The organism is Frigidibacter sp. MR17.14 (genome assembly GCF_037095735.1).
In the GTDB taxonomy this organism is placed as follows: domain Bacteria; phylum Pseudomonadota; class Alphaproteobacteria; order Rhodobacterales; family Rhodobacteraceae; genus Frigidibacter.
This window is the reverse complement of the sequence record NZ_JBAWKD010000001.1, coordinates 195,733-222,084: the sequence shown is the minus strand read 5'-3', so window position 1 is coordinate 222,084 and position 26,352 is coordinate 195,733. Positions and strand designations below refer to the sequence as shown.

Annotated in this window: 21 protein-coding genes and 1 pseudogene; 15 read left to right on the top strand and 7 right to left on the bottom strand. The window is 68.7% G+C overall.

The window, feature by feature from the left end; genetic code table 11:
- Positions 1-99 precede the first annotated feature (99 nt).
- The gene (locus V8J36_RS00995; protein WP_336465386.1) at positions 100-2,835 is read left to right on the top strand and encodes a hypothetical protein; all 2,736 of its coding nucleotides are present in this window, start codon (positions 100-102) and stop codon (positions 2,833-2,835) included.
- Here the strand turns inward: V8J36_RS00995 and V8J36_RS00990 are convergent.
- The gene (locus tag V8J36_RS00990; RefSeq protein ID WP_336465385.1) at positions 2,832-3,626 is read right to left on the bottom strand and encodes an ABC transporter permease; all 795 of its coding nucleotides are present in this window, start codon (positions 3,624-3,626) and stop codon (positions 2,832-2,834) included. The genes V8J36_RS00995 and V8J36_RS00990 overlap by 4 nt on opposite strands.
- Before the next feature lie 50 nt (positions 3,627-3,676).
- On the opposite strand from V8J36_RS00990, the gene V8J36_RS00985 reads away from it, so the two are divergent.
- The 6 genes from V8J36_RS00985 (at position 3,677) to V8J36_RS00960 (ending at position 10,879) form a co-directional block, all read left to right on the top strand.
- Entirely contained in the window at positions 3,677-5,029 is a 1,353-nt protein-coding gene (locus tag V8J36_RS00985; protein WP_336465384.1) for a sugar transporter, read from the top strand.
- Entirely contained in the window at positions 5,026-5,706 is a 681-nt protein-coding gene (locus V8J36_RS00980) for an ABC transporter ATP-binding protein (protein ID WP_336465383.1), read from the top strand. The genes V8J36_RS00985 and V8J36_RS00980 overlap by 4 nt, the downstream gene beginning before the upstream one ends.
- Positions 5,707-5,791: 85 nt before the next feature.
- Positions 5,792-6,934 (top strand): UDP-galactopyranose/dTDP-fucopyranose mutase family protein, encoded by a 1,143-nt coding sequence (locus V8J36_RS00975; protein ID WP_336465382.1) that lies wholly within the window; start codon positions 5,792-5,794, stop codon positions 6,932-6,934.
- On the top strand, positions 6,934-7,932 hold the full coding sequence (locus V8J36_RS00970; protein ID WP_336465381.1) for a glycosyltransferase: 999 nt from the start codon (positions 6,934-6,936) through the stop codon (positions 7,930-7,932). The genes V8J36_RS00975 and V8J36_RS00970 overlap by 1 nt, the downstream gene beginning before the upstream one ends.
- The gene (locus V8J36_RS00965; RefSeq protein WP_336465380.1) at positions 7,929-9,020 is read left to right on the top strand and encodes a hypothetical protein; all 1,092 of its coding nucleotides are present in this window, start codon (positions 7,929-7,931) and stop codon (positions 9,018-9,020) included. Before V8J36_RS00970 ends, V8J36_RS00965 begins: the two co-directional genes overlap by 4 nt.
- Positions 9,020-10,879: a glycosyl transferase gene (locus V8J36_RS00960; protein WP_336465379.1), complete on the top strand. Its 1,860-nt coding sequence runs from the start codon at positions 9,020-9,022 to the stop codon at positions 10,877-10,879. Before V8J36_RS00965 ends, V8J36_RS00960 begins: the two co-directional genes overlap by 1 nt.
- Before the next feature lie 108 nt (positions 10,880-10,987).
- Here the strand turns inward: V8J36_RS00960 and V8J36_RS00955 are convergent, their stop codons facing one another.
- The 5 genes from V8J36_RS00955 to V8J36_RS00935 form a co-directional block, all read right to left on the bottom strand.
- Positions 10,988-11,146, bottom strand: a complete 159-nt coding sequence (locus tag V8J36_RS00955) for a DUF3309 family protein (RefSeq protein ID WP_336465378.1) — start codon at positions 11,144-11,146, stop codon at positions 10,988-10,990.
- 126 nt (positions 11,147-11,272) lie between these two features.
- Entirely contained in the window at positions 11,273-12,037 is a 765-nt protein-coding gene (locus tag V8J36_RS00950) for an ABC transporter permease (RefSeq protein ID WP_336465377.1), read from the bottom strand.
- Entirely contained in the window at positions 12,037-12,825 is a 789-nt protein-coding gene (locus V8J36_RS00945) for an ABC transporter ATP-binding protein (RefSeq protein WP_336465376.1), read from the bottom strand. The genes V8J36_RS00950 and V8J36_RS00945 overlap by 1 nt, the downstream gene beginning before the upstream one ends.
- A gap of 52 nt (positions 12,826-12,877) precedes the next feature.
- Positions 12,878-13,891, bottom strand: a complete 1,014-nt coding sequence (locus tag V8J36_RS00940) for an ABC transporter substrate-binding protein (RefSeq protein WP_336465375.1) — start codon at positions 13,889-13,891, stop codon at positions 12,878-12,880.
- A 143-nt stretch (positions 13,892-14,034) separates the two neighbouring features.
- Positions 14,035-15,831 carry a 5'-nucleotidase C-terminal domain-containing protein gene (locus V8J36_RS00935; protein WP_336465374.1) on the bottom strand — a complete coding sequence of 599 codons (1,797 nt, stop codon included), beginning with the start codon at positions 15,829-15,831 and terminating at the stop codon, positions 14,035-14,037.
- 213 nt (positions 15,832-16,044) lie between these two features.
- Between V8J36_RS00935 and nudC the strand changes: the two genes are divergently transcribed.
- Positions 16,045-17,028 (top strand): NAD(+) diphosphatase, encoded by a 984-nt coding sequence (gene nudC, locus V8J36_RS00930; protein ID WP_336466162.1) that lies wholly within the window; start codon positions 16,045-16,047, stop codon positions 17,026-17,028.
- 39 nt (positions 17,029-17,067) lie between these two features.
- A complete protein-coding gene (locus V8J36_RS00925) occupies positions 17,068-17,538 on the top strand; it encodes an SRPBCC family protein (RefSeq protein WP_336465373.1) in 471 nt (156 codons plus the stop codon).
- 18 nt (positions 17,539-17,556) lie between these two features.
- Here V8J36_RS00925 and V8J36_RS00920 read toward each other — a convergent pair whose 3' ends face one another.
- On the bottom strand, positions 17,557-18,399 hold the full coding sequence (locus V8J36_RS00920; protein ID WP_336465372.1) for a prephenate dehydratase: 843 nt from the start codon (positions 18,397-18,399) through the stop codon (positions 17,557-17,559).
- 134 nt (positions 18,400-18,533) lie between these two features.
- On the opposite strand from V8J36_RS00920, the gene V8J36_RS00915 reads away from it, so the two are divergent.
- The 6 genes and pseudogenes from V8J36_RS00915 to V8J36_RS00890 form a co-directional block, all read left to right on the top strand.
- On the top strand, positions 18,534-19,061 hold the full coding sequence (locus tag V8J36_RS00915; RefSeq protein ID WP_336465371.1) for a c-type cytochrome: 528 nt from the start codon (positions 18,534-18,536) through the stop codon (positions 19,059-19,061).
- Between the two features lie 173 nt (positions 19,062-19,234).
- The gene (locus tag V8J36_RS00910) at positions 19,235-21,214 is read left to right on the top strand and encodes an extracellular solute-binding protein (RefSeq protein WP_336465370.1); all 1,980 of its coding nucleotides are present in this window, start codon (positions 19,235-19,237) and stop codon (positions 21,212-21,214) included.
- 1 nt (position 21,215) lies between these two features.
- Entirely contained in the window at positions 21,216-22,313 is a 1,098-nt protein-coding gene (locus V8J36_RS00905; protein ID WP_336465369.1) for a microcin C ABC transporter permease YejB, read from the top strand.
- Positions 22,313-23,428 (top strand): ABC transporter permease, encoded by a 1,116-nt coding sequence (locus tag V8J36_RS00900; protein ID WP_336465368.1) that lies wholly within the window; start codon positions 22,313-22,315, stop codon positions 23,426-23,428. Before V8J36_RS00905 ends, V8J36_RS00900 begins: the two co-directional genes overlap by 1 nt.
- Positions 23,425-25,131, top strand: a complete 1,707-nt coding sequence (locus V8J36_RS00895; RefSeq protein ID WP_336465367.1) for an ABC transporter ATP-binding protein — start codon at positions 23,425-23,427, stop codon at positions 25,129-25,131. The genes V8J36_RS00900 and V8J36_RS00895 overlap by 4 nt, the downstream gene beginning before the upstream one ends.
- A pseudogene (locus V8J36_RS00890) lies at positions 25,128-26,333 on the top strand (glycosyltransferase); the annotation flags it as partial. The gene V8J36_RS00895 and the pseudogene V8J36_RS00890, both read left to right, overlap by 4 nt.
- Positions 26,334-26,352 lie beyond the last annotated feature (19 nt).

Below are 26,352 nucleotides of genomic sequence, written 5' to 3'. Positions count from 1 at the left end.
GCGCGATCCTCGCCAGCCGCCCGAAGCCCGCCCCCCTTGTGCCGCGCCGCCGCGCGGGTCCGGCGCGACTGTTCCCCGGTGCAACGCCGGGGGGCAGCCATGGCACAGATCAGCTATCGCGGCCGCGTCACCGGCGGCCTTTACACGACCGGGATCACCCAGATCGAGCTTTTCGCGACGGCGAAGGCCACGGTGATCCTGACCGGCAACGGCGAGAACGGCGGCATCGAAAGCTATCGCGCCGGCGCGGGTGCGTTGGCGAGCTGGGCCGATGCGCAGAAGCTTCCCTCGAGCGGCGACGTGCAGGTCGCCTCGGTCTTCGGGATCGCGCGCGCGGGCGACGAGGCGCGGCTGGTCAGCCCCGGCGGTGACAGCCTCGACCAGCAGACGCTGGGCGCGACCGGCTGGCTGGGCAAGGGCACCAGCACCGCGGGGCCGGGTCGGGCGCTGGCCTTCGCCTCGGATCAGGCGCCGGGCGGGAAGATGCTGTACGCGGCCGCGGCGACGGGCGGCATCCACGGGTTCCGCATCGGCGACGATCTCGGGCTGACGGCGGTCGGCGTCACGCCGGGCGGCGGCGCCTATGGCGGGCAGCTGACGGCGATGACGGTGGCGGCAGTGGCGGGGCAGTCGTTCCTGATCACCGCCTCGGGCTTTGGCGACGGCTTCACCAGTTGGCAGATCGACGCCGCGACCGGCGCCCTGACCCAGCGCGGGCTGATGGGCGCGCGCGAGGGTCTGGGGATCGACGCCCCCGTCGCGGTGAAGGCGGTGACACTGGGCGGGCATTGCTTCGTCGTGACGGCGGCGACGGGCAGCAGCTCGCTCAGCGTGCTCGAGCTGGCGGCTGACGGCACTTTGACTGCGGTCGATCACGTCATCGACACGCTCGCCACCCGCTTCGGCGCGGTCTGCGCGCTGGACGTCGTGAGCGTTGGCGAGCGTGCCTTCGTGCTGGCGGGCGGGGGCGACGACGGGATCACGCTGTTCGAGCTTTTGCCCGACGGCCAGCTGGTCTGGCACGAGACGCTGGCCGACAGTTACGAGCTGGGGCTGGACAACGTTTCGGCGATCCGGGCGGCGGCCGTGGGCAGCGAGCTGCAGATATTCGTCGCCTCGTCGACAGAGCCGGGGCTGTCGCAGTTCACCCTGCCGCTCGCGGCGCTGGGGGCGCGGCTCGTCGCGCAGCCGGGCGGGGGCAGCCTGAACGGAACCGCGCTCGACGACCTGATCCTCGGCGGCGCGGGCGATGATGTGCTCTCGGGCGCGGGCGGGGACGACGTGATCCTGGACGGGGCCGGCATCGACCGGCTGCGCGGCGGCGACGGGGCAGATACCTTCGTGCTCGTCGCCGATGGCGCCGAGGACAAGATCGTCGAGTTTGAGCCCGGCATCGACCGTCTCGACCTGTCGCACTGGTCGATGCTGCACGATGCCGCGCAGCTGGGTTTCCAGTCGATCGCGGGCGGCGCGCGGATCACCTGGAAGACCGAGACGCTGGTGATCGAAAGCGCGACCGGGGCCAGCCTGACCCGCTCGCAGGTGTTTCCGGCCGGCTTCGGCCAGCCGGACCGGCCGCTGCTGGTGCTGAACGAGCCCGATGTCCCGACCGCAAGCGAGCTTGCCGACCTGCTGGTGATCGCCGAGCCCGGGCTGGTGACCAATGCCCTTGGCGGCGACGATACGGTCACCGGCAGCCTCGGGTCCGACACGATTTTCGGATCGGCGGGGAACGACTCGCTCGACGGCGGCGACGGCAACGACCTGCTGCGTGGCGGGGCCGGCGACGACACGCTGCGGGGCGGGCTCGGCAATGACGTGGTCTGGGGCGAGGGCGGCAACGACCGCGCCTATCTGGGCGCGGGCAACGATCGCTTCGAGGACCGCGACGGCACCGATCCCGCCTGCACCGACCGGGTCTGGGGCGGGCTGGGCAACGACACCGTCCTCTGCGCCGGCGGCAATGACGCGCTGTGGGGGGAAGATGGCGAGGACAGCCTCGAGGGCGGCGCGGGCAACGACCTGATCCGCGGCGGCAACGGCTATGACACCCTGCGCGGCGGCGCGGGCGACGACACGCTGGGCGGCGGCAACGGGCGCGACCTGATCTACATGGGCGACGGCAACGACATCGCCTACGACTCGCCGCAGAACGACGACAAGGGCGCGGACCGCTTCTGGGCCGGGGCCGGCAACGATACCGTGCTGGGCCGCGGCGGCAACGACCAGATCTGGGGCGAGGCGGGGCATGACAGCCTCGAGGGCGGTCTTGGCAACGACACGATCTGGGGCTGGACCGGCAATGACACCATCCGCTCGGGCGACGGCGACGATGTCGTGCGCGGCGACGCGGGGCGCGATGTGGTGATGCTGGGGGCAGGCAACGACCTGTTCGAAGACACGGCCGAGGGCGGCGCGGCGGGTTCGGACATCGTCTGGGGCTACGACGGCGACGACCGCATCCTTGCCGCCGGCGGCAACGACACCCTGTTCGGCGAGGCCGGCAATGACACGCTCGACGGCGGCGCCGAGAACGACATGCTCTATGGCGGGGCGGGGAGTGACGCGCTGTTCGGCGGCAAGGGCGACGACCTGCTGGTCGGGGGCGAGGGAGGCGACACGTTCCACTTCCGCTTCGGCGATGGGGCCGACCGGATCAGCGACTTCGATCCGGCCCTCGATCACCTCAGCTTCGACGGCTTCGCGAGCCCGCCGGCAATAGTCTTCACGGCGGTCGAGGACGGCGGCCTGCTGCTGGACTATGGCAGCGGCACCGTCCTTCTCGACCACACCAGTTCGGGCGAGATGACCGCGGACCTGTTCCAGTTTGCCTAGCCGATGGTCATCCTGTCCCGGGCCCGGCCAAGCAGCATCAGCCCGATCAGCAGCGGGACCCCGCCCGCCGCCAGCACGTAGGCGGGCGAAACCTGCTGCGCGTGGTAGAACGGATAAAGACCCGCCCGCAGCTCTGCGACCGGATGGACGATCGGGTTCAGGCGCAGCCAGAAATCCCAAGGCTCCGGCACGTTCTCCGGCAGGAAAAGGATCGTCGAGACAAGGAACAGCGGCCGGGTGACGATGCCCCAGAGCCGTTCCCACAGCGGCAGCAGCAGGAAGACCGCGCAGTTCAGGGTGCCGATCCCGAGCGCGAGGAAGGCGATCAGGCCGAAGGCCGCGGCCAGCCGGCCGAGCGCCGGATCGGCGGCGGCGCGTGCGGTCAGGCCAAGTCCGCCGAGCACGAGCGTCGCGACGGCCAGCTGGGTCAGCGCGGCCAGCAGGAAGCGGGCGAGCAGCGCATCGAGCGGACGGATCACCGGAAAGGCGAACAGCGGCCGCGAGAAGCGCAGCGCCTGCGCGCAGCGCCCCGAGATGTCGAGGAAGATCGCGAAGGGCAGGTAGCCCGAGGCATAGAACAGCGCGAAGCTCGACCCCAGCGGCGGGGCGTGCAGTGCCAATGAGAAGCAGGCCGCCAGCAGCAGCACCGCGCCCAGAGGCTCTGCCACCGCCCAGAGGTAACCCCCGGGCGAGCGCCCGAAGCCGGAGGCCATTTCGCGCAGCACCAGGGCCAGGATGACCCGCAGGCGGCGGCCGAGCGGCCCGGGCAGATTTATCGGTTCGTTCACCATTCTGGCGCTTTCTGGACCCCAGCGCAGTCTTGCCCGCCGAGGTTTCCGAAGTGCTAAGATCCGACGACAGCCGCGAGATCGACACCCGGCAGGCCGCTGCAGACCCTGCCGGTCACGACGCGCGCCCGGCGCTTGCCAAGGTCGCCAAGGTCGATGCCCCGCGCCCCGCCGGACCCGGTCCCGGCCGCCCGCCGCCCGGCAAGCGGCCCGGTGCGGGGGCAGGGCCCGGACGTCCCGCGCCGCGCGCCGGGCCTGTGCCGTCGATCGCGCCGCCCCTCTCCCCCGATGCGCCCGGGCGCGGCACGCGTGCCGCCGCGCGGCATTTTGTCTTGCTCGTGCTGCTGCCGCTTGCCGTGCTCTCGCTCTATCTCTGGGGCGTCGCGCGCGACCAGTTCGCCTCGGTCGCGGCCTTTTCGGTGCGCCGCGAGGAACCGGCGGCCGCACTCGGCGCCTTCGCCGGGCTGGTGGGGCTTGGTCAGGGCAGCTCGACCGATACCGATGTGCTCTACGATTTTCTTCTGAGCCAGGACCTGGCCGAGCGGATGGACCGACGGTTCGACCTGCGGGCAAGCTACGCGCGGGCGGGTGCGGACGGCTGGCCCGACCCTGTGTTCACGCTCGCGCCCGACGCCGCGATCGAGATGCGCCACGCACTCTGGCTGCGGATGCTGACCGTCGATTACGACCAGGGGGAGGGGGTGATCGCGATCTCGGTGCGGGCCTATGATCCCGCGCGCGCGCAGCAGATGGCGCGGGCCGTCGTCGGCGAGGCGACCGCGATGATCAATGCCCTGTCCGAAGCCGCGCGCCGCGACGCGCTCTCCGTGGCGGAGGCGGAGCTTGCCAGGGCCGAGGACCGGCTGAAGCAGGCGCGTCAGGCGCTGACCGCCTTCCGGGCCAGCCATCAGATGGTCGATCCCGAGGTCGACCTTGCCAGCCAGATGGGCGTGATCGGGGCGTTGAACGAAGAGCTTGCCGGCTTGCAGGTCGAGTTGGACATGCTCCGGCGCACCACCCGCCCCGGCGATCCCCGGATCTCGGCCCGCGAGAGCAAGCGCGGGGTGATCGAAAGCCGGATCGCTGCCGAGCGGGCGAAGCTGGGGATCGACGCCGGGACAGGTTCGGCCGGGTACCCGGCGCTGGTCGCCGATTACGAGGGGCTGCGCGTCGATCAGGAGTTCGCAGAGCAAAGCTGGCTTTCGGCCCGGACCGCCCTTGATGCGGCCCGCCTGCAGGCCGGGCGCCAGAGCCGCTACCTTGCGACCCATGTCCCGCCGAGCCGGGCGGATACCGCGCAATATCCGCGACGCTGGCGCACGTTCGGACTGGCGGCCTTCCTTCTGGCGCTCGGCTGGGGCGTCGTGTCGCTCGCGCGCTGGTCGCTTGGCGAGGCCGGCGCGTGATCCGCCTCGAAGGGCTCTGCCGCAGCATCGAACGCGGGGGGCACCGGGTCGCGGTGGCGGACGGGATCTGGGCCGAGTTCCCCGCCGGGCGATCGGTCGCGCTGCTCGGGCGCAATGGCGCCGGGAAGTCGACGCTGCTGCGGATGATCGCGGGCCTCACCCGGCCCGATGCCGGGCGCATCCGGCGGAGCGGATCGGTTTCTTGGCCGGTGGGGTTCGCCGGCGGCTTCCATCCCGATCTCACCGGCGAGGCAAATCTGCGGGTGCTCGCCTGTCTCTACGGCATCCCGTCATCGGGTCTTCTCGGCTTCGTGCGCGATCACTCGGGCCTGGGCGCGGCGCTGGCCGAGCCGTTTCGGGCCTATTCCTCGGGGATGCGCGCGCGGCTCGCCTTCACCGCATCGATGGCGATCCGCTTCGACACCTACCTGGTCGATGAGATCACCGCCGTCGGCGACCAGCAATTCCGCGCCTGGAGCGAGGCGATGCTGGCCGAGCGGCTGCAGCGCGCCGGCGCGATCGTCATCTCGCATTCGCTGCCGCTGCTGCGCCGGGTCTGCGATTGCGGCGCCGTGCTCGAGAACGGGCGGCTGGCGTTTTTCGACCGGCTCGAGCCGGCGATCGAGAGACATCTCGCGGATCTCGCCATGACCGTCCCCGAATCGCGGCGGCGGTAGGGCGGCGTTAACCGCGCTGCGGCGAAATTCGTTCCACCGGGCGCGGCCAGGACGACGGGTCCTGTCCCCCGAAGTGGAGGTCTGCATGCTCCCCGAACCCATTCTCGTCGTCGGCGCGGGCCTGTCCGGCGCGGTGATCGCCCGCGAACTGGCCGAGGCGGGGCATCCCGTCACCGTGTTCGAGACCCGCGGTCACGTGGCCGGCAACTGCCACACCGCCCGGGACCCCGAAACCGGAGTGATGGTGCACCTGCACGGGCCGCACATCTTTCACACCGACGATGCCGTCGTCTGGGATTATGTGAACCGCTTCGCACGCTTCCGTCCCTACCGGAACCAGGTCAAGACCATGGTGCGCGGGCAGGTCTACTCGATGCCCATCAACCTGCACACCATCAACCAGTTCTTCGGCACCGCCCTGCGCCCCGACGAGGCGCGCCAGTTCGTTGCCGAGATGACCGAAAGCGGCGGCGCCCCTCCGGCGAGCTTCCGGGACCAGGCGCTGGCGATGGTCGGTCCGGCGCTCTACGAGGCCTTTCTCGAAGGCTACACCCGCAAGCAATGGGGCCGCTCCCCGGCCGAGTTGCCGGCCGCGGTTCTGAAGCGGCTTCCGCTGCGCTTCAGCTACGACGACAATTATTTCGCGCACCGCTTCCAGGGCATGCCCGAAGATGGCTACACCGCCATGGTCGAACGCATGCTGGATCACCCCATGATCGTGGTCCACCTCGGCCAGCCCTACAGTCGCGGCGACGAGGACATCTTCGCCCACTGCTTCTATTCGGGTCCGCTCGACCAGTTCTTCGACAACGGCCTCGGTCGGCTGCCCTACCGGACCCTCGACTTCGAGCGTTTCGTCGCCGAGGGAGACTGGCAGGGCTGTGCGGTAATGAACTACGCCGATGCCGACACGCCCTGGACCCGGATCACCGAGCACAAGCATTTCGCGCCCTGGGAACATCACACGCTCAGCACGCTTACCCGCGAGTTCAGCCGCGCGGCAGGGCCCGGGGATACGCTCTACTACCCGGTGCGGCTGGTCACCGAGCTGACGCTGCTGGCGGCCTACCAGCGTCTCGCGGCCGAGGTCGAACGGGTGACCTTCGTCGGGCGTCTGGGAACTTACCGCTACCTTGACATGGATGTGACCATCCACGAGGCGCTGATCGCAGCGCGCGCCTTCCTCGCACGCGGCCGCGCGCTGCCCCATCTGCGGGCGACGGGCTGATGCGTCTGCATGCCGTGGTCGTGACGCACGACCGGTGCGAGCAGCTGCACCGCACGGTGACGCGGCTCCTGCGCGAGCCTCTCGACGCGATCCATGTCGTCGACAACGCCTCCAGCGACGGGACGCCCGAGATGCTGTCGACCTTCTCCGACCCGCGTCTGCACGTGCTGCGGCAAGCGGACAATCTCGGTGGCGCCGGCGGATTCGCGAAGGGGCTCGCGGCGGCACTCGGCGAGGGTGCCGACTGGGTGGTGGTGATGGATGACGACGGCCGGCCCGAGCCCGGGACGCTGTCGCGGTTTCGCCGGCAACCGCCGACCGAGCACGAGGCCGTCGCTTCGGCCGTGCTGCTGCCCGGCGGGCGCATTTGCGAAATGAACCGCCCCGGCCGCAATCCCTTTGCGCGGCCGGGCCTGTTCCTGGGGATGCTGTTCGGCGGTCTCGGACGGTTCCGGCTGCACGATGCGGCCTATCGCGCGACCGCACCGATCGCGATCGACGCTGCCTCGTTCGTCGGTCTGTTCCTCAGCGCCACCTGCCTGCACCGTGGGGGCCTGCCCGATCCCAGGCTCTTCATCTATGGCGATGACGTGCTCTACTGCCTGCGGCTGCGTGCCGAGGGCCTGCGGCTGGCCTTCGACCCGCGCCTGCGGTTCGAGCATGATTGCCGCACGCTCCATGGGTCCCGCGGCATCTTCCGCCCGCTCTGGAAGACCTATTTTCACCATCGCAACCTGATCTTCGTCCTGCGCGCCGCGGCCGGTGCCAGGCTGCTGCCGCTGGTAGTGCCCTTCGCTCTGGCAGTCTGGACTGCGCGGGTCCGCTTCTACCGCCGCGAAGAACGCGGGCGATACCTCTCCCTGCTCGCGCGCGCCGTCCGTGACGGGCTCAACGGCTGCACGGATGCCTCGCTCGCCGAGATCCGCGGACTCGCGGGTGAGGTCCATGTTCCGCCGCAGGCGCCGCCGGCGAGCGTTTCCGATCGGAGGGCCGCATGAGACTCTGCCTGTTCATCGGCCATCACAAGGTCGGCTCGACCGCGCTTCAGGATCACCTGGCGCGCAACGCCGGACGTCTGGCCCGCGCCGGTATCCTCTATCCCGCGGTCGAAAGCGAAGGGCTCGCGCTGCTGCTGCGGCAGGTTCTCGATCCGGATGACGACGGGCCGGACCGGTTCAATGCGCGCGAGCCCCACAACGCGCTGGTGTTCCGGATCTGGCACGAGATATCGGGCACCGACGTCCCGCGCTGGCATCCGGGACTGCCATCGGTCCACCAGATGCTTCTGACCATCGCGAACCAGGTCAGGTTCCTGCAGCCCAAGGCGGTGATCCTGTGCGCCGAGACATTTTCGGGCCTCGCCGCGCGGCCCGCCCAGCTTGCCCGCATTGCGAAACTCTTCGCGGGGGCAGAAGTAAGCCTGCACTGCACCCTGCGCCGGCCCGACGACCATCTTGCCTCCTGGCACGCCCAGCGACTGCGCTTCGGCGACCGGCTCGGCCAGCTGTCGGCAGAGGGGTTCGATGGTTACCCGGACAGTTTCCACGTCGACTATACGCGGATCCTGAAACCATGGCGCGCGGCCTTTCCGGAAGCGAGGCTCAGCCTGCGCCGATACGAAGATGTCTTGGACGTAGGCGGGTCGATCGAGGATTTCCATCGCGAATCCCGGCTGACATTCCCGAAGGATCTGCTTGCCGCGAGGCGCCTCAACCCTTCATTGCACCGCGGGCTCATCGAACTCGGTCGCCGCGCGACCCTTGCCGGCCCGCCGCGCCAGGCACTTGATCTCGTCGAGGCACTGATCCGCCTGTCCGGCGATCTGCGCATCCCGCCGACGCGCGACGTCGAACTGTTCGGTCCCGCAAACAGGCTGCGCCTGCGTGACCGCTTCGCCCCCGTCGCAGCGGATCTGGCCGAGATCGCGCAGCGTGACCTGTTCCCCGACGTCGCGCAGATTGCTGACTGCCGGCCGATTCCCGAGGTGGAGGCCTTCGAGCGTCTCGTGCCGGAGGTTCTTCCACGCCTTCCCCCGGCCTTGGCGGAGTGGAGCAGGCACCTTGCCGGGCGAAAGGAGGCGGCGTGATGGGAACGGTTCCGCAACATTCCGATGACGTGCTGCAATCGGTGCTGCTGCCGCAACCGGGCCTCTGTACCGAGCCGGAGCTCTACTACCATGTGGAAGGCACTGTTTCGCTGGACATGACGAACCGCCTGTTGCGTCTCGACAGACATGCCATCGTTCGCTTCGACAGCTATTTCAACATGTTCTCGCTCTCGAAATGGCGCGCCAACGGGCGTTTGGACTCCCTCGCGCTCCACGTGGTGGCAAGTGGACGCTTCGAGCTGCGGGTTCTCAGGGCCTCGCCAGGGGCTTCGTGGGAAATCGTCGCCTCGGGCGTCCATGTGGTCAGGCCGGGGGCGCTGCTGCAGGTGCCGCTCGACGACCTGACCGCACCGACCGGCAGTGTGCTCTGGTTCGAGATAAAGGCACTCGACGCGGTGGTCTTCAGCGATGCCGCCTTCGTCGCCGCCCCTGTCGAGGCGGCACGCCAGCCGCGGATTGCGCTCTGCATCACCACCTTCCGCCGCGAGGAGGAAGCCCGCGCGACAGCGCTGCGGCTCGACCGCTTCCTGGCCGAGCAGGATCTCGGCGGCAGGATGCATGTCTTCATCGTCGACAATGGCGACACGCTCGACCTGCCGCCTCTCGTGCATGTCGAGCGGTTGGGCAACCCGAATCTCGGTGGGGCCGGCGGCTTTGCCCGCGGCCTGGCGGCGGCCCGTGCCGGGGGCTACACGCATTGCCTGTTCATGGACGACGATGCGGCGGTTCCTCTTGAAGCGATCCGTCGGGCCGACGCGCTGCTGTCGCGCGCGGCGGATCCGCGCCGTGCCGTGGCCGGGGCGATGATTTCCACGCGCCATCGCTGGGCGCTGTGGGAGGCCGGCGCGCGGTTCGATCTGCGCTGTCATCCCGAACAGGGCGGTCGCGACCTGCGCCGACGCGACGAGGTCATCGCGCTGGAGTCGGCAACGGCGGCGACGCCACCCGGATTCTATGCGGGGTTCTGGTTCTTCGTCTTCCCGCTGGCCGGTCTCACGGCCGACCCCTTCCCGTTCTTCGTCCGCGGCGATGACGTCAGCTTTTCCCTGGCCAACGATTTTGCACCGGTCCGGCTCAACGGCATCGTCGCGTTCCAGGACGATTTCATCGAGAAGGAAAGCCCGACGACCCACTACCTCGACCTTCGGAGCCATCTCGCCCACCATTTCTCGCTGGCGGAACTGGCGCGGGGCCGCCTTGCGCTGATCGCGATGGTGCTGGGTTTCCTCTGCCGCAGCCTCGCGCGATTTCATTACGACACGGCCGAGGCCGAACTTCTTGCATGGCAGGATGCGCTGTCCGGGCCTGAAGGGTTCGCGAAGGCTCCGGGGCTCGAGGCGCGGCGGCAGACCCTGCAGGGGATCACACGATCGGAACGACGCCGTAGCATGCCTATGCAGGTTCCGCGTCGGTTGCGGCTGCGGGCGGCAGCGTTCCGCTGGCTGCTCTGGCTGACATTGAACGGGCACGGCTTGCCGCTGTCGCGCCTCTGGGCCGGGCGGGCGGCGATCCATGCCGAAGAGCGCGGCACCGTGGCGCGTGTTCTGGGTACAGACCGGTACTCGGTCTCGTTCCGGGCGGACGGAACCGGGTATGTCCTGCACAAGGACACCCGCAGGGCTTTGAACATCATCGGGCGCGCAATGCGGCTGGCCCTGCGGCATTGGCGCCGACAGCCAAGCCTTCGTGCCGCATACGGTGCAGCCTATCCCGTACTCACCTCTCCGGAGTATTGGAAGCAGTGGTTCCACCCGGATGAGCAGCTTTCAGGCAAGACCCCTGATGAGGACTACCAAGGCGATCAGCGATGTCCGGTGGTGCAGGCGGATGCGGCGTGATCGCTGAAGCGCCAACTCGCCCGTTCTGCAGCGCGTTGGGGCGGGGCGGGTTACTTTTGGCAAGTCGGCCCCGCCACAATGGGGCAGGGCCGGCGTCGCGGGGCGCCGTCAGATGGCGCCCATCAGGACAAGGATCAGCAGGATGACCACGATCAGGCCGACACCGCCCGAAGGACCGTATCCCCAGCTGCGCGAGTGGCCCCAGGTCGGAAGCACACCGATGAGGATCAGGATGAGGATAATCAGAAGAATCGTGCCGAGCGTCATGCGTAGCCTCCCTTGAATGCTCGCCGCGCCGGAGGCGCAGCCTTCCCGGGTGCAAGTCACTTGGGGCGCCCGGAGTTCCCGGGCGTCGCAATTCGGCTGCGGGCGGAAGACGCCACGGGCGGCGCGTCAACTCTGCGGACGTTCGGCCCAGCCGGCAAAGATCCTCTCGAGCGCGACCACCGCGTAGTAGAGGACGATCCCGAGGAAGGCCAAGGCGATGAGCACGGCGAACATCAGGGGATAGTCGCCATTCGTTTCGCCCGACTTGAACAGGGCGCCAAGACCGCGGCCATGGGGCGAGACGATCTCGACCAGGTTGGTGCCGATGAAGGCCAGCGTCACCGAAACCTTCAGCGCGCCGAAGAACTCGGGCAGCGTCTTCGGCAGCGCGATCTTGCGGAAGATCGTGAAGCGCGAGGCGCCGAGCGATCGCAGGATGTCGCGGTATTCCGGCTCGAGCGTCGAAAGGCCGATGCCGACCGAGACGGCGATCGGGAAGAACGAGATCAGGAAGGCCATCAGCACGGTATTGAAGTCGTGCTGACCGATGAAGAGCAGCGCCAGAACGGGCACCAGCGTCGCCTTTGGCACCGCGTTGAACCCGACCAGAAGAGGGTAGAGCGCGTCGCGCATCAGCTTCGAGAAGCCCATGATCATGCCGAGGAACAGTCCGAAGACGACCGCGAGCGCCAGCCCGGCGACCGTGCGCCACAGCGTCTGCCAGCCCATCACCAGGAACAGCTTCCAGAACCGGGCATAGGCCTCTGGCAGGTCCGAGGGCGAGGCCATGACATAATTCGGCCAGCCGTTCGCCCAGACCAGGAGCTCCCACAGCGCCAGGAAGATCACGATCGCGGCGAGGGGGACACCGACCTTCTGCAGACGCTCCATCAGTGCACCGCCCCGTCGCGACCCTGCGCGATGCGGATCTGGTCGCGCAGGACGTGCAGCATCTCGCCGACCTCGGGGGTGTAGAGGATGTCAAGCGTGCGGTCTGCCGGCAGGTCGACCCGCATCACGTATTGCGTCGTGGCCGGGCGCCCCGACAGCACGATGACCTGGTCGCCCAGAAAGACGCTTTCGCGCAGGTCATGGGTGATCAGGACGCAGGTGAAGGGTTCCTTGGCGCGCAGGTCACGCATGGTCTGCCACAGGTCCTCGCGCGTGAAATTGTCGAGGGCGCCGAAGGGCTCGTCCATGATCAGCACGTCGGGCTTGTGCACGATCGCCCGGCAGAGCGAGGCGCGCTGGCGCATCCCGCCCGACAGTTCCGAAGGGCGCTTGCCCTCGAACCCGGCGAGGCCGACCATCGCCAGCAACTCGCGGGCGCGGGCCTCTTTCTGAGCACGTGGCATCGCGGGGGCCACGATCTCGAGTGGCAGGATCACGTTTTCGAGGATCGTGCGCCATTCCAGCATGACCGGGTTCTGGAAGGCCATGCCCACGGTCTTGCGCGGGCTTTTGACCAGCTCGCCATGCAGCCAGACTTCGCCGCGGTCGGGCTTCATCAGCCCCGCCACCAGTTTGGTCAGCGTCGACTTCCCGCATCCCGAAGGGCCGACGACGGCGCAGAATTCGCCCTCGGGCACGGCCACGTTCAGGTCGTTCAGCACCGGCAGCGGGCCGGCCTTGGTCTTGTAGGCGTGGGTCACGCCCTTGATGTCGATGAGATTTGTCACGCCGTCCCCCGCTTGGATCGGCCCGGGCAGCGGTGCCCGGGCCGCCGGATCGTCACTCGATCTTCAGCCCGTCGGCGGGCAGGTAGCCGGCATCGAAATAGAGCTTGGCGTCGGGCGCGGTCTTGAAGCTGTAAACCGTCGCGGTCTGCTCGATCGCCTTGGCCATGCGCGCATCGTCGATCGCGCCAAGGCCATTGGTCTTCACCCAGTCGGTCAGGACGTTGTCGTCGATCGCCATCTGCAGGCGCGCGGTCTCCAGCGCCGGATCGGCGGCGGGGTTGCGCTTCAGAAGCGCCTCGACCGCGGTTGCCGGTGCGGCGACGGCGTCCTTCCAGCCCATCGCCACCGCCTTGAGGAAGGCGGTGATCTCGGCCGGATGCGCCTTGGCGTAGTCGGTGTTGGCGATGATCGCGTTGCCATAAAGGGCGACGCCGTGGTCGGCCATCAGGATGGTCGAGATGTCGTCGGCGGGCACCTGCAGGCGCTTGAGGTTCAGCGTCGAGGTGAAGGAGAAGCCGGTGATCGCGTCGACATTGCCCTGTGCCAGCATCGGTTCGCGCACCGGGAAGCCGACCGGATCGACGGTGATCGAGGCCATGTCGAGCCCGTTCTCGGCGGCAAAGATCGGGAACTGCGCCCAGGCCCCGTCCGGCGGCGGCGCGCCCAGTTTCTTCCCGGCCAGGTCGGCGGGGGTCGAGACGCCCTGCGACTTGCGGCCGATCACCGCGAAGGGCGGCTTGTCGTAGATCATCATCACCGCGGTGACCGGCGCACCCGGGTTCTGGTCAAGGAAGCGCATCAGGCTGTTGATGTCGGCGAAGCCCACCGGGAAGGCGCCGGTGGCGACCTTGGGGATCGCGTCGAGCGAGCCCGCGCCCTCGGTGATCTCGACTGAAAGACCCGCGTCCTTGAAGTATCCCTTGTCGAGCGCGACGAAGTACGGCGCGGCCGGGCCCTCGAACTTCCAGTCGAGCGCGAAGGGGAAGGCGGTCTGCGCAAGCGCGGCGCCGCTCAGGGTGACAGCGGTGGCGGCGGCGAAGGCGGCGGCCGTCAGGCGATGGAACACAGGTCTCACTCCCTAAGTCTTCGATACGCCTGCAATTTGCGCCGTGGCACTGCGCAGGGCGAGCGGCACGCCTGAGCCGCGTGCGTCCGAGCTGGCTGAGGCCGTCGACGCGCCGAAAGATTGGGCGAAGTCGCGCCTGTCGCTCAACCTTTGCGCAAGTGGCGGGCGTGTGAGATGGGCCCGTGCAACGGAACGCGCAGGGTCAGGAATCCCTCGCGGCTCGTGCCCGCGATCTCGGCGCCGAGGCGTTCAAGCGTGGCCGGGTCGCCGGCCGCGGCGGGCGCGGTGTCGTAAAGCACGAAGGTGTCGGCAAGCGGTGCGAGCCGCCAGCTCGGCGGTTGGCGCGGATCGAGCCGGCCGGCCCGGTCCAGCTCGACCGCCAGAAGGTCGCGGGCCGGCGCGTCCGAGACATGGACGATCCGTCCCGGCGAGGGGGCCGTGGGGCCGCCCGTCGCCCGGTAACTGTTGGTGGCGACGATGAAGGCGTCGTCCTCGGCGACCGGGCGGCCTTCGAAACTCAGCGCGGTGATGCGGTCGTCCACTGGGCGCGACGGGTCGATGACGTAGCTGAGCCCGAGGATGCTGTCGAAGGTCCAAGGCGGGATTTCCGGGTCGATCAGGCGCTGGTCGTGTCCGCCCGGCTGGATGCGGCGATAGACCGTGGCCGCGCGTTCCAGCCAGCCGCGCAGCTCGCGCCCGGTCACATGCAGCGCCGCCAGCCGGTTGCGGAACGGGTAGAGGTCGGCAAGCTGGCCATAGCGCAGCGGACCTGCCGGGATCTGGGTGAAATGGTCATGCCCGCCACGGCCGCCGGTGCGGAACGGCGCCGCTGCCGACAGCAGCGGCAGTTGCGCATGGGGCCCGCCGGCCAGTGCACGGGCGACATGGCTCCGCGCCGCCTGCGCGATCAGACGGACGGCGTCGCTGTCCTCGAGCAGCGCGAAATGGGTGCTGATGGGGCAGGCGAGCTGGGCCACGACCCTGCGCGACAGCGCCGCCGCGGCCTCGTGATCGGGGCCGGCGGGTGGCGGCATCGCAAGGCCGCCCTCGCGCAATTCGGCGATGCTGCCGGTCACCTGCCACCCCTCGTGTCCCTTGCGCAGCCCAAGGCGCAGCACGCCAAGCTGCAGCCCGGCGGGACCGGGCAGGACGGCGGGATGCAGCCCCGGCAGTCCGGCATGCGCGTGCGGCAGGTGGCTGTGGCCCAACACCAGCGCGTCGATCCCCTCGAGCCGGGCCAGCGGATGGCCGGCGTTTTCCATCCCCGGCACGGCTTCGGTCTCGGCCAGGCCGGTGTGGGCCAGCGCGATGACGATGTCGGCCCGGGCCCGCAGCGCCGGCAGCCGGGCGCGCGCGGCCTCGATCATGTCCGAAAACACCAGCCGGTCCGCGAGGTGATGGTGGTTCCAATGCGCGGTCTGCGGCGGCACCAGCCCGATCAGGCCGATCCGCAGCCGGCGCCGGCGACCGTCGGCGCAGAGCAGGCGGCGTTCCAGCACCAGATCCACCGGCAGCAGCGGACGCCCGTCCGGCAGATGCGCATTGGTGCAGATCACCGGGTGGCGGCGGCCGGCGTTGGCGCGGGCCAGCACTTCGAGTCCGTAGTCGAAATCATGGTTTCCCAGCCCGGCGGCATCGACGCCCAGCCGGTCCAGCGCCGCAACCGCAGGGTGGGGGGCATCGGGCGCGGTCAGCAACCGCTCGGCGCTGCGGTCGGCCAGAAGCGTGCCCTGCAGCAGGTCGCCATTGTCGAGAAGCAGGGTGTTCGGCTCGGCCGCGCGCAGGGCGGCAATGACCGGGGCCAGGCGGTGCAATCCGCCGCGCGACAGGGGGCGATCGGCCAGATAGTTCCAGCCGCTGACCTCGCAATGCAGGTCCGACGTCGCCATGATCGTCAGGACGGCGTCCCGTCCCGCGCCCTCGGGCACGCTGCGCGCCACTCTCGTCCCTTCCTGCCGTCCCGGTCTTCTGCCGGACGGGCGTCTTGCGACGATGAGGCGCAAGTCTCACGGGAATGTCAACTGGAAGGCGAAAGGGTGATACGGCGGCGCACGAGGGTTCCGTCGGCCCGTCCGTCGTGGCAGGACTTGGACAGTGGATCAGGCGAGGCGGCGATGGACGGCAAGGTGACGCGGGACCGGCGGCGGATGGCGATGGCGGATGGCGGGCGCGGGACGCCGGCGCAGCAGGATCTGGCCTTTGCGGGCGGCGGGTTGGAGCGCGCGGCCTGGCTGCGTGGCGACGCGCCGGCGCTGGCCGGGCATCTGGCCGCGGGGCAGGTGCTGCCGCTCTGGCGGGGCAAGCTGTTGATCCGGGGCGAGGGCGAGCTGCGCAGCCTCGGGCTGGTCGCGGCGGACCATCCGATGCTGGCCGGGCACGAGGCGCTGCTGATCGGCCTCGATCCTGCGGGACGGGCGGTCTTCGCTGCCGACATCTCGGACTGGGAGCCGGGGGCGGAGCAGCCGGCGATGCCCGGCAGCTTCTTCGACCCGACCGAGCAATGGCACCCCGAGGCACCTGAGGGATGCCGCTTCGCCGAACTGCGCGGGGTGATGAGCCTTCTGACCGCCTTCGAGGCAGAGGTCGCCGCCACCGCCCGGGCCCTGCTGACCTGGCATGGCGGGCATGGGTTCTGCTCGGCCTGCGGAACGGCCTCGGTGATCGCGCAGGCGGGCTGGAGCCGGCACTGCCCATCGTGCGAACGCCAGCATTTCCCGCGCACCGATCCGGTGGTGATCATGCTGGTGACCCGCGGCAACAGCCTGCTTCTGGGCCGCAGTCCCGGCTGGCCCGAGGGGATGTATTCCTGCCTTGCCGGCTTCATGGAGCCGGGCGAGACGCTCGAGGCCGCGGTGCGGCGCGAGGTCTTCGAAGAGACCGGCGTCAGGGTGGGCAGGGTCGGCTATGTCGCGAGCCAGCCCTGGCCGTTCCCGGCCTCGCTGATGCTGGGCTGCCACGGCCATGCCGAGAGCACGGAGATCACCGTCGATCCGGCCGAGATCGAGGCCGCGTGCTGGGTGACGCGAGAGGAGCTGGCCGAGATCTTCGCCGGGTTGCATCCCGTGATCCGCGCGCCACGCAGGGGCGCCATCGCCGGGCATTTGATGCGGCTTTGGCTTGCGGACCGCATCGATTGACCGCAGATGGGGGCGGGGCCCCCAAAGATGCAGGCCGGCATGAAGTTTTCGACCAAGGAAGATATCGGGGCACCGGCCGAGGTCGTGTTCCGCGAACTGTCCGACTTCGCGGCCTTCGAGCGGCTGGCGCGGGCGCGCGGTGCGCAGGTGCGCCGGCTTGACCGGCTGGAGCATCCGGGGCCGGGCATGTCCTGGGAATTGGCCTTCCGCTGGCGCGGCCGCGAGCGCAGCCTCGTGGCCGACCTCACCCGCTTCGATGCCCCGCAAGAGATCCGCTTCGACGCCGTCTCGACAGGCTTCGCGGTGACGTTGACGCTGGGGGTGATCGCGCTGTCGCCACGGCGCACGCGCATCGCCGTCGGGCTGGAAGTCACGCCGAAGACGCTGGCCTCGCGCATCCTCATGCAGTCGATGAAGCTGGGCAAGGCGCGGCTCGACCGCAAGTTCGCGACGCGGGTGCGGATGATGGCGGAAGAGATCGAATTCCGCCACGCGGGCGGCGCGGCCTGAGACCGCGCCGGACCGGGCTTACCGCCGGCGCGGATCGGCCGGGTAGGTGCCCAGCAGCGTCAGCTGGCTGGTGAAGTAGCGCAGTTCTTCCAGCGCCAGCTGCACGTTGCGGTCGTCGGGGTGGCCCTCGATGTCGGCATAGAACTGGGTCGCGGTGAACTGGCCGTCGACCATGTAGCTTTCCAGCTTGGTCATGTTGACGCCGTTCGTCGCGAAGCCGCCCATCGCCTTGTAGAGCGCGGCCGGGATGTTGCGCACGCGGAACATGAACGAGGTCATCATCGGCCCCTGTCCGCGCCGCTTCAGATCGGGCTCGCGCGACATCACCAGGAAGCGGGTGGTGTTGTTCGACTTGTCCTCGATATGCCGGGCCAGCACGTCGAGCCCGTAGATCTCGCCCGCCAGCTCGGATGCCAGCGCCGCGATCTTAGGATTGCCCCAGTCCGCCACCTGCCGGGCAGAGCCCGCCGTGTCGGCGCCGGTGCGCGGCTGCAGCCGGTGCTGGCGCAGGAAGGTGCGGCACTGGCCCAGCAGGACCGTGTGGCTCATCGCCTGCTCGATATCCTCGATCTTCGTGCCGGGCAGGGCCAGCAGGTTGATGTGCACCCGAACGAAGGTTTCGTCGATGATGTGCAGCCCGCTTTCCGGCAGCAGGTGGTGCATGTCGGCGACCCGGCCGTAGGTCGAATTCTCGATGGGCAGCATCGCCAGTTCGGCGTCGCCCTTGCGCACCATCTCGATCGCGTCCTCGAAGGTGGCGCAGGGGATCGCCTCCATGCCGGGGCGGGCCTGGCGGCAGGCCTGGTGCGAGTAGGCCCCGGGTTCCCCCTGGAACGAGATGCGTCCTGCGGTCTGCGACATGTGCGACTCCCTGTCACGGGTGGTGCGGGAGGCGCCCCCGCGACGTTCGGGCGCGACAAGTAAACCTTGAATTGGCCCAAGGGAAGCGGGTACATAGCCGGCCAGAGGAGTGTGTGCCAGCGGGAGGGCCAGGCATGTTCGACACGATGACCGTCACGAAGGTGGGTGGCGCGGTCTGCGGATCGCTGCTGGTCCTGCTGCTCGGCAACTTCGCGGCGGAGGGCCTCTATCATACCGGTGCTCCCTCGCATGGCGGGGAAGAGGCCGCGCAGGCCTACGTGATCGACACCGGCGCGGCCGAGGGCGGTGACGCAGCGGCAGCGGATGCGGGGCCCGATTTCGGGACCGTCTTCGCCGCGGCGGATGCCGCCGCCGGCGAGAAGGTCTTCGGCAAGTGCAAGGCCTGCCACAAGACGGACGGCAACAACGCGACCGGCCCGCATCTTGATGGCGTCGTGGGCCGTCCGGTCGCTTCGGCCGCAGGCTTTGGCTACTCGGACGGCATGAAGGCGCATGGCGGCGACTGGACGCCCGAGGCGCTGCAGGAGTTCCTGGCCAACCCCAAGGGCGTGGTCTCGGGCACCAAGATGGCCTTCGCGGGTCTGCCCAAGGTCGAGGATCGCGCCAACCTCATCAAATATCTGGAATCGCTGGGCGGTTGAGCCGCGGGCCTTCCTGCACGGGGTTTCGGAGCCGCCTTCGGGCGGCCTCTTCGTCTTTGTCGGGGCCGCCCGCATGCGTTTCACGCATTCGCAACTTGAAGCCCGGCTTTTCCACGCTTTAGCTTAGGCCAACGCATGACAGCCGCCCTGAGGCGGCCCCAGGGGGTTTGCCCATGACCGATCGTCCGATGCCCGCGCGCCTGTCCCGGCCCCGACTCTGCCCGCGCCCGGGGCTGACGGCCTGCGCGGTGCCGGCGGCGGTTCTGGCGCTGCTGGGGGCGATGCCGGCGCTTGCGCAGCAGCATACCAGCCCCGATCCGGCGGCCGTCGCTGCCGAGCCGCCCGCTGTTCCTGCCGACAGCGAGCGTCCGGCGGGCGAGGTGATCCATTCCCACGGCATCTCGACCTTCGGCGACCTGAAGTATCCCGCCGACTTCAAGCATTTCGACTTCGTGAACCCAGAGGCCCCGCAGGGCGGCACGATGACCTTCCGCGGCACCGGCGCCTCGTCGACCTTCGACAGCCTCAACCCGTTCATCCTGAAGGGCGAACCGGCGCAGGGGCTGGGTTTGACCTATGACAGCCTGCTGACCGGCTCGCCCGACGAGCCCGACGCGGCCTACGGGCTGATCGCCGAAAGCGTCGACTATCCGCAGGACCGGTCCTGGGTGATCTTCCACATGCGACCCGAGGCGAAATTCGCCGACGGCACGCCGATCACCGCCGCGGACGTGGTGTTCAGCTGGAAGGTTCTGCTCGAGAAGGGCTCGCCCACCTACAAGATCAGCCTCAAGGACATCCAGAATGTCGAGGCGCTGGATGAGCACAGCGTGAAGTTCACCTTCACGCCGACCTCCGTGAAGCGCGACCTGCCGCTGCTGGCGGGCGGGCTGTCGATCATCCCCGAGCATTACTGGGCCGACAAGGATTTCTCTGAATCGACGATGACCGCGCCGGTGGGCTCGGGCCAGTTCGTGGTCAAGGATGCCCAGCCCGGACGGCAGATCACCTACTGCAAGAACCCCGACTACTGGGCCAAGGATCTGCCGGTGAACGTGGGTGGCGCGAATTTCGACTGCTACACCTATCAGTATTTCGCCGACAACAACGCGGCCTTCGAGGCGTTCAAGGTGGGCGAATACCTGTTCCACCAGGAATTCTTCTCGCTGATCTGGGCCACGGGCTACAACTTCCCCGCGCTCGACAAGGGCTTCGTCAAGCGCGAGGAACTGGCCGACAACACGCCCTCGGGCACGCAGGGCTTCTGGTTCAATCTGCGCCGCGACAAGTTCAAGGATCCGCGGGTGCGGCAGGCGATCGGGCTCGCCTTCAACTTCGAATGGACCAACAAGACGCTGTTCTACGGGCTCTACCAGCGCACCGACAGCTTCTTCGAGAACTCGCCCATGCAGGCCGAAGGGCTGCCGCAGGGCGAGGAACTGGCCGTGCTCGAGAAGTACAAGGACCAGCTTCCGCCCGAGATCTTCACCGAGCCGACCTTCGAGCCGCCCAAGAGCGGCGAGCAGCAGCTGGACCGCAAGAACCTGCGCGAGGCCTCGAAGCTTCTCGACGAGGCCGGCTGGACGGTCGGCAACGACGGTCTGCGCCGGGATGCGGCCGGGCAGGTGCTGGCGATCGAGTTCATCGACGATGGCGGCAGCTTCGCCCGGATCGTGAACCCCTATGTGCAGAACCTGCGCCAGATCGGCATCGACGCGAAGTTCACCCAGATCGACTCTGCCCAGATGCAGGAGCGGCAGAAGAATTTCGACTACGACATCCTGTCGGGTCGGTTCGTGATGTCCTTCTCGCCCTCGCTGGAACTGCGCCAGCTGTTCTCGTCCGAGGCGGCGGCGACGCCGGACAGCGCCAACCTCTCGGGGGTCGCGGATCCGGTCGTGGATGCGCTGATCGAAGAGGTGATCGGCTCGACCTCGCGCGAGGAACTCGACGCCCGTGCCAAGGCGCTGGACCGGGTGCTGCGCTACAAGCAGGTCTGGGTGCCGAACTGGTATTCGGGCAAATACCTGATCGCCTACTGGGACGTCTTCGGCCGCCCGCCCGAGCAGCCGCCCTATTCGCGCGGCGACGGGCTGTGGTGGTCGGATGCCGAGAAGCTGGGCAAGCTGAAGGCCGAGGGGGCCCTGCGTTAACATGGCCGCCTACATCCTGCGGCGCATCCTGCTGATGATCCCGACGCTTGTCGGGATCATGCTGATCAACTTCGCCCTCACGCAATTCGTGCCCGGCGGGCCGATCGAGCAGATCATCGCGCAGGTCAACGGCGCCGGCGGCATCGACGTGCTGTCGGGCGGCTCGGGCGATGCCGGGGCAGGGGGCGGCGCCAACCTCGGCGCCGGCAACGACAGCGGCTATGCCGGGGCGCGCGGCCTGCCGCCCGACTTCATCGCGGATCTGGAAAAGCAGTTCGGCTTCGACAAGCCGCCGGCCGAGCGGTTCCTGATCATGATGGGCGAATACCTGCGCTTCGACTTCGGCGAGAGCTATTTCCGCTCGATCTCGGTCGTGGATCTGGTGGTCGAAAAGATGCCGGTCTCGATCACGCTCGGGCTCTGGTCGACGCTGCTGGCCTATCTGATCTCGATCCCGCTGGGCATCCGCAAGGCGGTGCGGGACGGATCTTCCTTCGACACCTGGACGAGCGGCATCATCATCATCGGCTATGCGATCCCGGCGTTCCTGTTCGCGGTGCTGCTGATCGTGCTCTTCGCCGGCGGCAGCTACTGGCGGGTCTTCCCGCTGCGCGGCCTGACCTCTGACGATTTCGAGACGCTGAGCCTCTGGGGCAAGGCGATGGACTACCTTTGGCACATCACCCTGCCGGTGGTGGCCACGACGATCTCCAGCTTCGCCACGCTGACGCTGCTGACCAAGAACAGCTTCCTCGACGAGATCAACAAGCAATACGTGATGACCGCCCGCGCCAAGGGCCTGACCGAGACCCGCGTGCTGTACGGCCACGTCTTCCGCAACGCGATGCTGATCGTGATCGCAGGCTTCCCGGGCCTGTTCCTTGGCGTCTTCTTCGGCTCGTCGCTGCTGATCGAGACGATCTTCTCGCTCGATGGGCTCGGGCGGCTGGGCTACGAGGCGGCAGTGCAGCGCGACTATCCGGTGGTCTTCGGCACGCTCTACGTCTTCGGGCTGGTGGGGCTTCTGGTCGGGATCCTGTCGGACCTGATGTATGTCTTCGTCGATCCCCGCATCGACTTCGAGAAGAGGGCGGGCTGATGGCGGTCTTCACCATGGGGCCGCTCGCGAAGCGGCGCTGGCGCAACTTCCGCGCCAACGGCCGCGCCTTCTGGTCTCTCTGGATCTTCCTTGCGCTTTTCGGGGCGTCGCTGTTCGCCGAGTTCATCGCGAACGACAAGCCGTTCATGATCTCGTACAAGGGCCAGTGGTATTTCCCGATCTACCGCTTCTACCCCGAAACCGCCTTCGGCGGCGATTTCCAGACCGAGGCGGTCTATTCCGACCCGGCCGTGCAATGCCTGATCAAGACCGGCGGGCGCGAGGAATGCTGGGATGACCCGGTCGCCACCCAGAACCAGGCCTTTGCCAATGGCCAGGTGAACGGCGAGGCGGTCGAGACCGGCTGGATGCTCTGGCCGATCATCCCCTACAGCTTCGACACGGTGAACAACGTCGGCAGCGCCCCCTCTGCCCCCGATGCGCAGCACTGGCTGGGCACCGACGACACCGCGCGCGACGTGCTGGCGCGGATCATCTACGGCTTCCGGCTGGCGGTGGTGTTCACGCTGATCGTCTCGGGCGTCTCGACCGTGATCGGGATCGCTGCGGGCGCGGTGCAGGGCTATTTCGGCGGCTGGGTCGACCTGATCTTCCAGCGTGTGCTGGAAATCTGGGCCTCGACCCCCTCGCTCTACATCATCATCATCCTCTCGGCGATCCTCGGGCGCAGCTTCTGGCTGCTGGTCGCGATCTCGATCATGTTCGGCTGGACGGCGCTGGTCGGCGTGGTGCGGGCCGAGTTCCTGCGGGCGCGCAACTTCGAGTACGTCCGCGCCGCGCGCGCGCTGGGCGTGTCGGATGCCAAGATCATGTTCCGCCACATCCTGCCCAACGCGATGGTGGCGACGCTGACGATGCTGCCCTTCCTGATCACCGGCACCATCGGCAGCCTCGCGGCACTCGACTATCTGGGCTACGGCCTTCCCTCGGCCGCGCCGTCGCTGGGCGAGCTCAGCCTGCAGGCCAAGAACAACCTGACGGCCACCTGGCTCGGTTTCTCGGCCTTCTTCACCTATGCGATCATGCTGTCGCTGCTGGTATTCATCTTCGAAGGGGTGCGTGACGCCTTCGACCCGCGCAAGACCTTCGCATGACCGCCATTCTTTCCGTCAAAGACCTGAAGATCGCCTTTCGCCAGGACGGCCGCCTGATCGAGGCGGTGAAGGGCGTCAGCTTCGACGTCGCCAAGGGCGAAACCGTGGCGCTGGTCGGCGAAAGCGGCTCGGGCAAATCCGTCACCGCGCTGTCGACCGTGCAGCTTCTGGGCCGCAACGCGCAGGCCTCGGGTTCGGTCAGCTATGCCGGGCAGGAGATGATCGGCGCGTCCGAGGCCCGGCTGCGCAAGGTGCGCGGCAATGACATCAGCTTCATCTTCCAGGAGCCGATGACCTCGCTGAACCCGCTGCACACGCTCGAGCGGCAGCTGGCCGAAAGCCTTGCGCTGCATCAGGGTCTGCAGGGCGCCGCGGCGCGCGCGCGGATCGTCGAACTCTTGACCAAGGTCGGCATCAACGATCCGGAAAGCCGGCTGGCCGACTATCCGCACCAGCTGTCGGGCGGGCAGCGGCAGCGGGTGATGATCGCGATGGCGCTGGCGAACGGTCCGGACCTGCTGATCGCGGACGAACCCACGACCGCGCTCGACGTCACGATCCAGGCGCAGATCCTTGATCTGCTGGCAGAGCTGAAGGCCTCGGAAGGGATGAGCCTGCTGTTCATCAGCCATGACCTCGGCATCGTGCGGCGCATCGCCGACCGGGTCTGCGTGATGAAGGACGGGCTGATCGTCGAGCAGGGGCGGACCGAGGACATCTTCGCCAATCCCCAGCACGACTACACCAAGAAGCTGCTGGGCGCAGAGCCGCGCGGCCTGCCGGACCCGCTACCCGCCGATGCGCCGGAAATCCTGCGGACCGAGCATCTGAAGGTCTGGTTCCCGATCCAGCGCGGCCTGATGCGCAAGACCGTGGGCCATGTGAAGGCGGTGAACGACGCCTCGCTTTCGGTCCGGCAGGGCGAAACGCTGGGCATCGTCGGCGAAAGCGGGTCCGGCAAGACGACGCTGGCGCTGGCGGTGATGCGGCTGATCGCGTCCGAGGGGCCGATCCTCTATGCCGGGCAGAACATCGCGGGCTGGCAGAAAGGCCAGCTGCGCCGCCTGCGCCGCGACATGCAGATCGTGTTCCAGGACCCGTTCGGCAGCCTCAGCCCCCGGATGACGGTCGAGCAGATCATCGCCGAGGGGCTGGGCGTGCACGGGCTGGAAAAGGGCCAGAACCCGCGCGATATGGTGGCTGCGATCATGCGCGAGGTCGGGCTCGACCCCGCGGCGATGGAACGCTACCCGCATGAATTCTCGGGCGGGCAACGCCAGCGGATCGCGGTGGCGCGGGCGATGATCCTGCGCCCGAAGGTGGTGGTCCTGGACGAGCCGACCTCGGCGCTGGACATGACCGTGCAGGTGCAGATCGTCGAGCTTCTGCGCTCGCTGCAGAAGCGCCACGGGCTGACCTATCTCTTCATCAGCCACGACCTGCGGGTGGTGCGGGCGCTGTCGCATCGGGTGATGGTGATGAAGCGCGGCGACGTGGTCGAGGCCGGCGAGGCCGCGCAGGTCTTCGCCGCCCCGACGCATCCCTACACGCGCGAGCTGTTCGCCGCCGCCTTCGGCCATGCCGCCCCCGGGCCGGCGTCCGAACCCGCGGCGGACCCGCTGCCGCCTGCGGACGAGGTGCTGACCGCCGACCGCATGGCTTCGCCCACCGCGCCGCCGCCACCGCCCGCCGAGCGGGAATGAAGGTCCTTCTCGTCCACCAGAACTTTCCGGGACAGTTCCTTCATCTCGCCCCGGCGCTGGTGGCACGCGGTCACGAGGTGATGGGGCTAACCGCGGAAAGCAACCAGCGCAAGGCCGCGGTGCCGGTGGCCCGCTACCGCTGGACCGAGGACGAGGACAAGGCGATCGGCGGCCCCGGCTCGGCCTATGCCCGCGCGGTCCACCGCGGGGCGCGCGCGGCCCGGGCCGCGGCGCAGCTGCGCGACCGCCACGGCTTCGTGCCGGATGTGATCTTCGGCCATTCCGGATGGGGCGAGACGCTGTTCCTGAAAGAGGTCTGGCCGCAGGCGCGGATGCTGGCCTATGCCGAGCTGATGTATCGCACGACCGGGCTCGACACCGATTTCGACCCCGAACTGCAGAACGTCACGCTCGAGGGGCGCATCGGCACCTCGGCGCGGCGCGGGCACATGCTGCAGGCGATGATCGACGCCGATGCCGCGCTGGCGCCGACCGCCTTTCAGGCCGCGACCTTCCCGCCCGAGCTGCAGGCCAAGATCCGGGTCATCCATGACGGGGTCGATACCGCGAAGGTGAAGCCCGACCCTGCCGCAAGGCTGACGCTGCCGAACGGCCGGGTGCTGGCCCCGGGCGACGAGGTGCTGAGCTTCGTCAACCGCCGGCTGGAACCCTATCGCGGCTTCCATGTGCTGATGCGGGCGCTGCCGGCGGTGATGGCCGCGCGGCCTGACGCGCAGGTGGTGATGGTGGGCGATGATGGGCAGGGCTACGGCAGCCTGCCGAAAGGGGGCGGCAGCTGGCGGCAGGCGATGCTCGACGAACTCGGCGACCGCATCGACCTCAATCGCCTGCATTTCCTCGGCCGCGTGCCCTATGACCGCTATCTGTCGCTTTTGCAGGTCAGCCGGGTCCATGCCTACCTGACCTATCCCTTCGTGCTGGGCTGGTCGATGATCGAAGCGATGGCCGCGGGCTGCGCCATCGTCGCCTCGCGCACCGCCCCGGTGACAGAGGCCGTCACCGACGGCGTCGAGGCGCGGCTCGTCGATTTCTTCGACATTCCCGGCTGGGAACGCGCGCTGACCGAGGCACTCGCGAACCCGGAGTCGATGGTCGCGCACCGGGTCGCGGCCCGGGCCCGGGTGCTGCGCGACTACGACCTGACGTCGGTCTGCCTGCCCCGCATCGTCGACTTTGTCGAGGCCCGGGCAGGGGGGCCTA

Coding starts and splice junctions, on each gene's coding strand:
- V8J36_RS00995 (WP_336465386.1), top strand. CDS start 100: ATGGCACAGATCAGCTATCGCGGCCGCGTCACCGGCGGCCTTTACACG.
- V8J36_RS00990 (WP_336465385.1), bottom strand. CDS start 3,626: ATGGTGAACGAACCGATAAATCTGCCCGGGCCGCTCGGCCGCCGCCTG.
- V8J36_RS00975 (WP_336465382.1), top strand. CDS start 5,792: ATGCTCCCCGAACCCATTCTCGTCGTCGGCGCGGGCCTGTCCGGCGCG.
- V8J36_RS00970 (WP_336465381.1), top strand. CDS start 6,934: ATGCGTCTGCATGCCGTGGTCGTGACGCACGACCGGTGCGAGCAGCTG.
- V8J36_RS00965 (WP_336465380.1), top strand. CDS start 7,929: ATGAGACTCTGCCTGTTCATCGGCCATCACAAGGTCGGCTCGACCGCG.
- V8J36_RS00960 (WP_336465379.1), top strand. CDS start 9,020: ATGGGAACGGTTCCGCAACATTCCGATGACGTGCTGCAATCGGTGCTG.
- V8J36_RS00955 (WP_336465378.1), bottom strand. CDS start 11,146: ATGACGCTCGGCACGATTCTTCTGATTATCCTCATCCTGATCCTCATC.
- V8J36_RS00950 (WP_336465377.1), bottom strand. CDS start 12,037: ATGGAGCGTCTGCAGAAGGTCGGTGTCCCCCTCGCCGCGATCGTGATC.
- nudC (WP_336466162.1), top strand. CDS start 16,045: ATGGCGGATGGCGGGCGCGGGACGCCGGCGCAGCAGGATCTGGCCTTT.
- V8J36_RS00925 (WP_336465373.1), top strand. CDS start 17,068: ATGAAGTTTTCGACCAAGGAAGATATCGGGGCACCGGCCGAGGTCGTG.
- V8J36_RS00920 (WP_336465372.1), bottom strand. CDS start 18,399: ATGTCGCAGACCGCAGGACGCATCTCGTTCCAGGGGGAACCCGGGGCC.
- V8J36_RS00915 (WP_336465371.1), top strand. CDS start 18,534: ATGTTCGACACGATGACCGTCACGAAGGTGGGTGGCGCGGTCTGCGGA.
- V8J36_RS00910 (WP_336465370.1), top strand. CDS start 19,235: ATGACCGATCGTCCGATGCCCGCGCGCCTGTCCCGGCCCCGACTCTGC.
- V8J36_RS00905 (WP_336465369.1), top strand. CDS start 21,216: ATGGCCGCCTACATCCTGCGGCGCATCCTGCTGATGATCCCGACGCTT.
- V8J36_RS00900 (WP_336465368.1), top strand. CDS start 22,313: ATGGCGGTCTTCACCATGGGGCCGCTCGCGAAGCGGCGCTGGCGCAAC.
- V8J36_RS00895 (WP_336465367.1), top strand. CDS start 23,425: ATGACCGCCATTCTTTCCGTCAAAGACCTGAAGATCGCCTTTCGCCAG.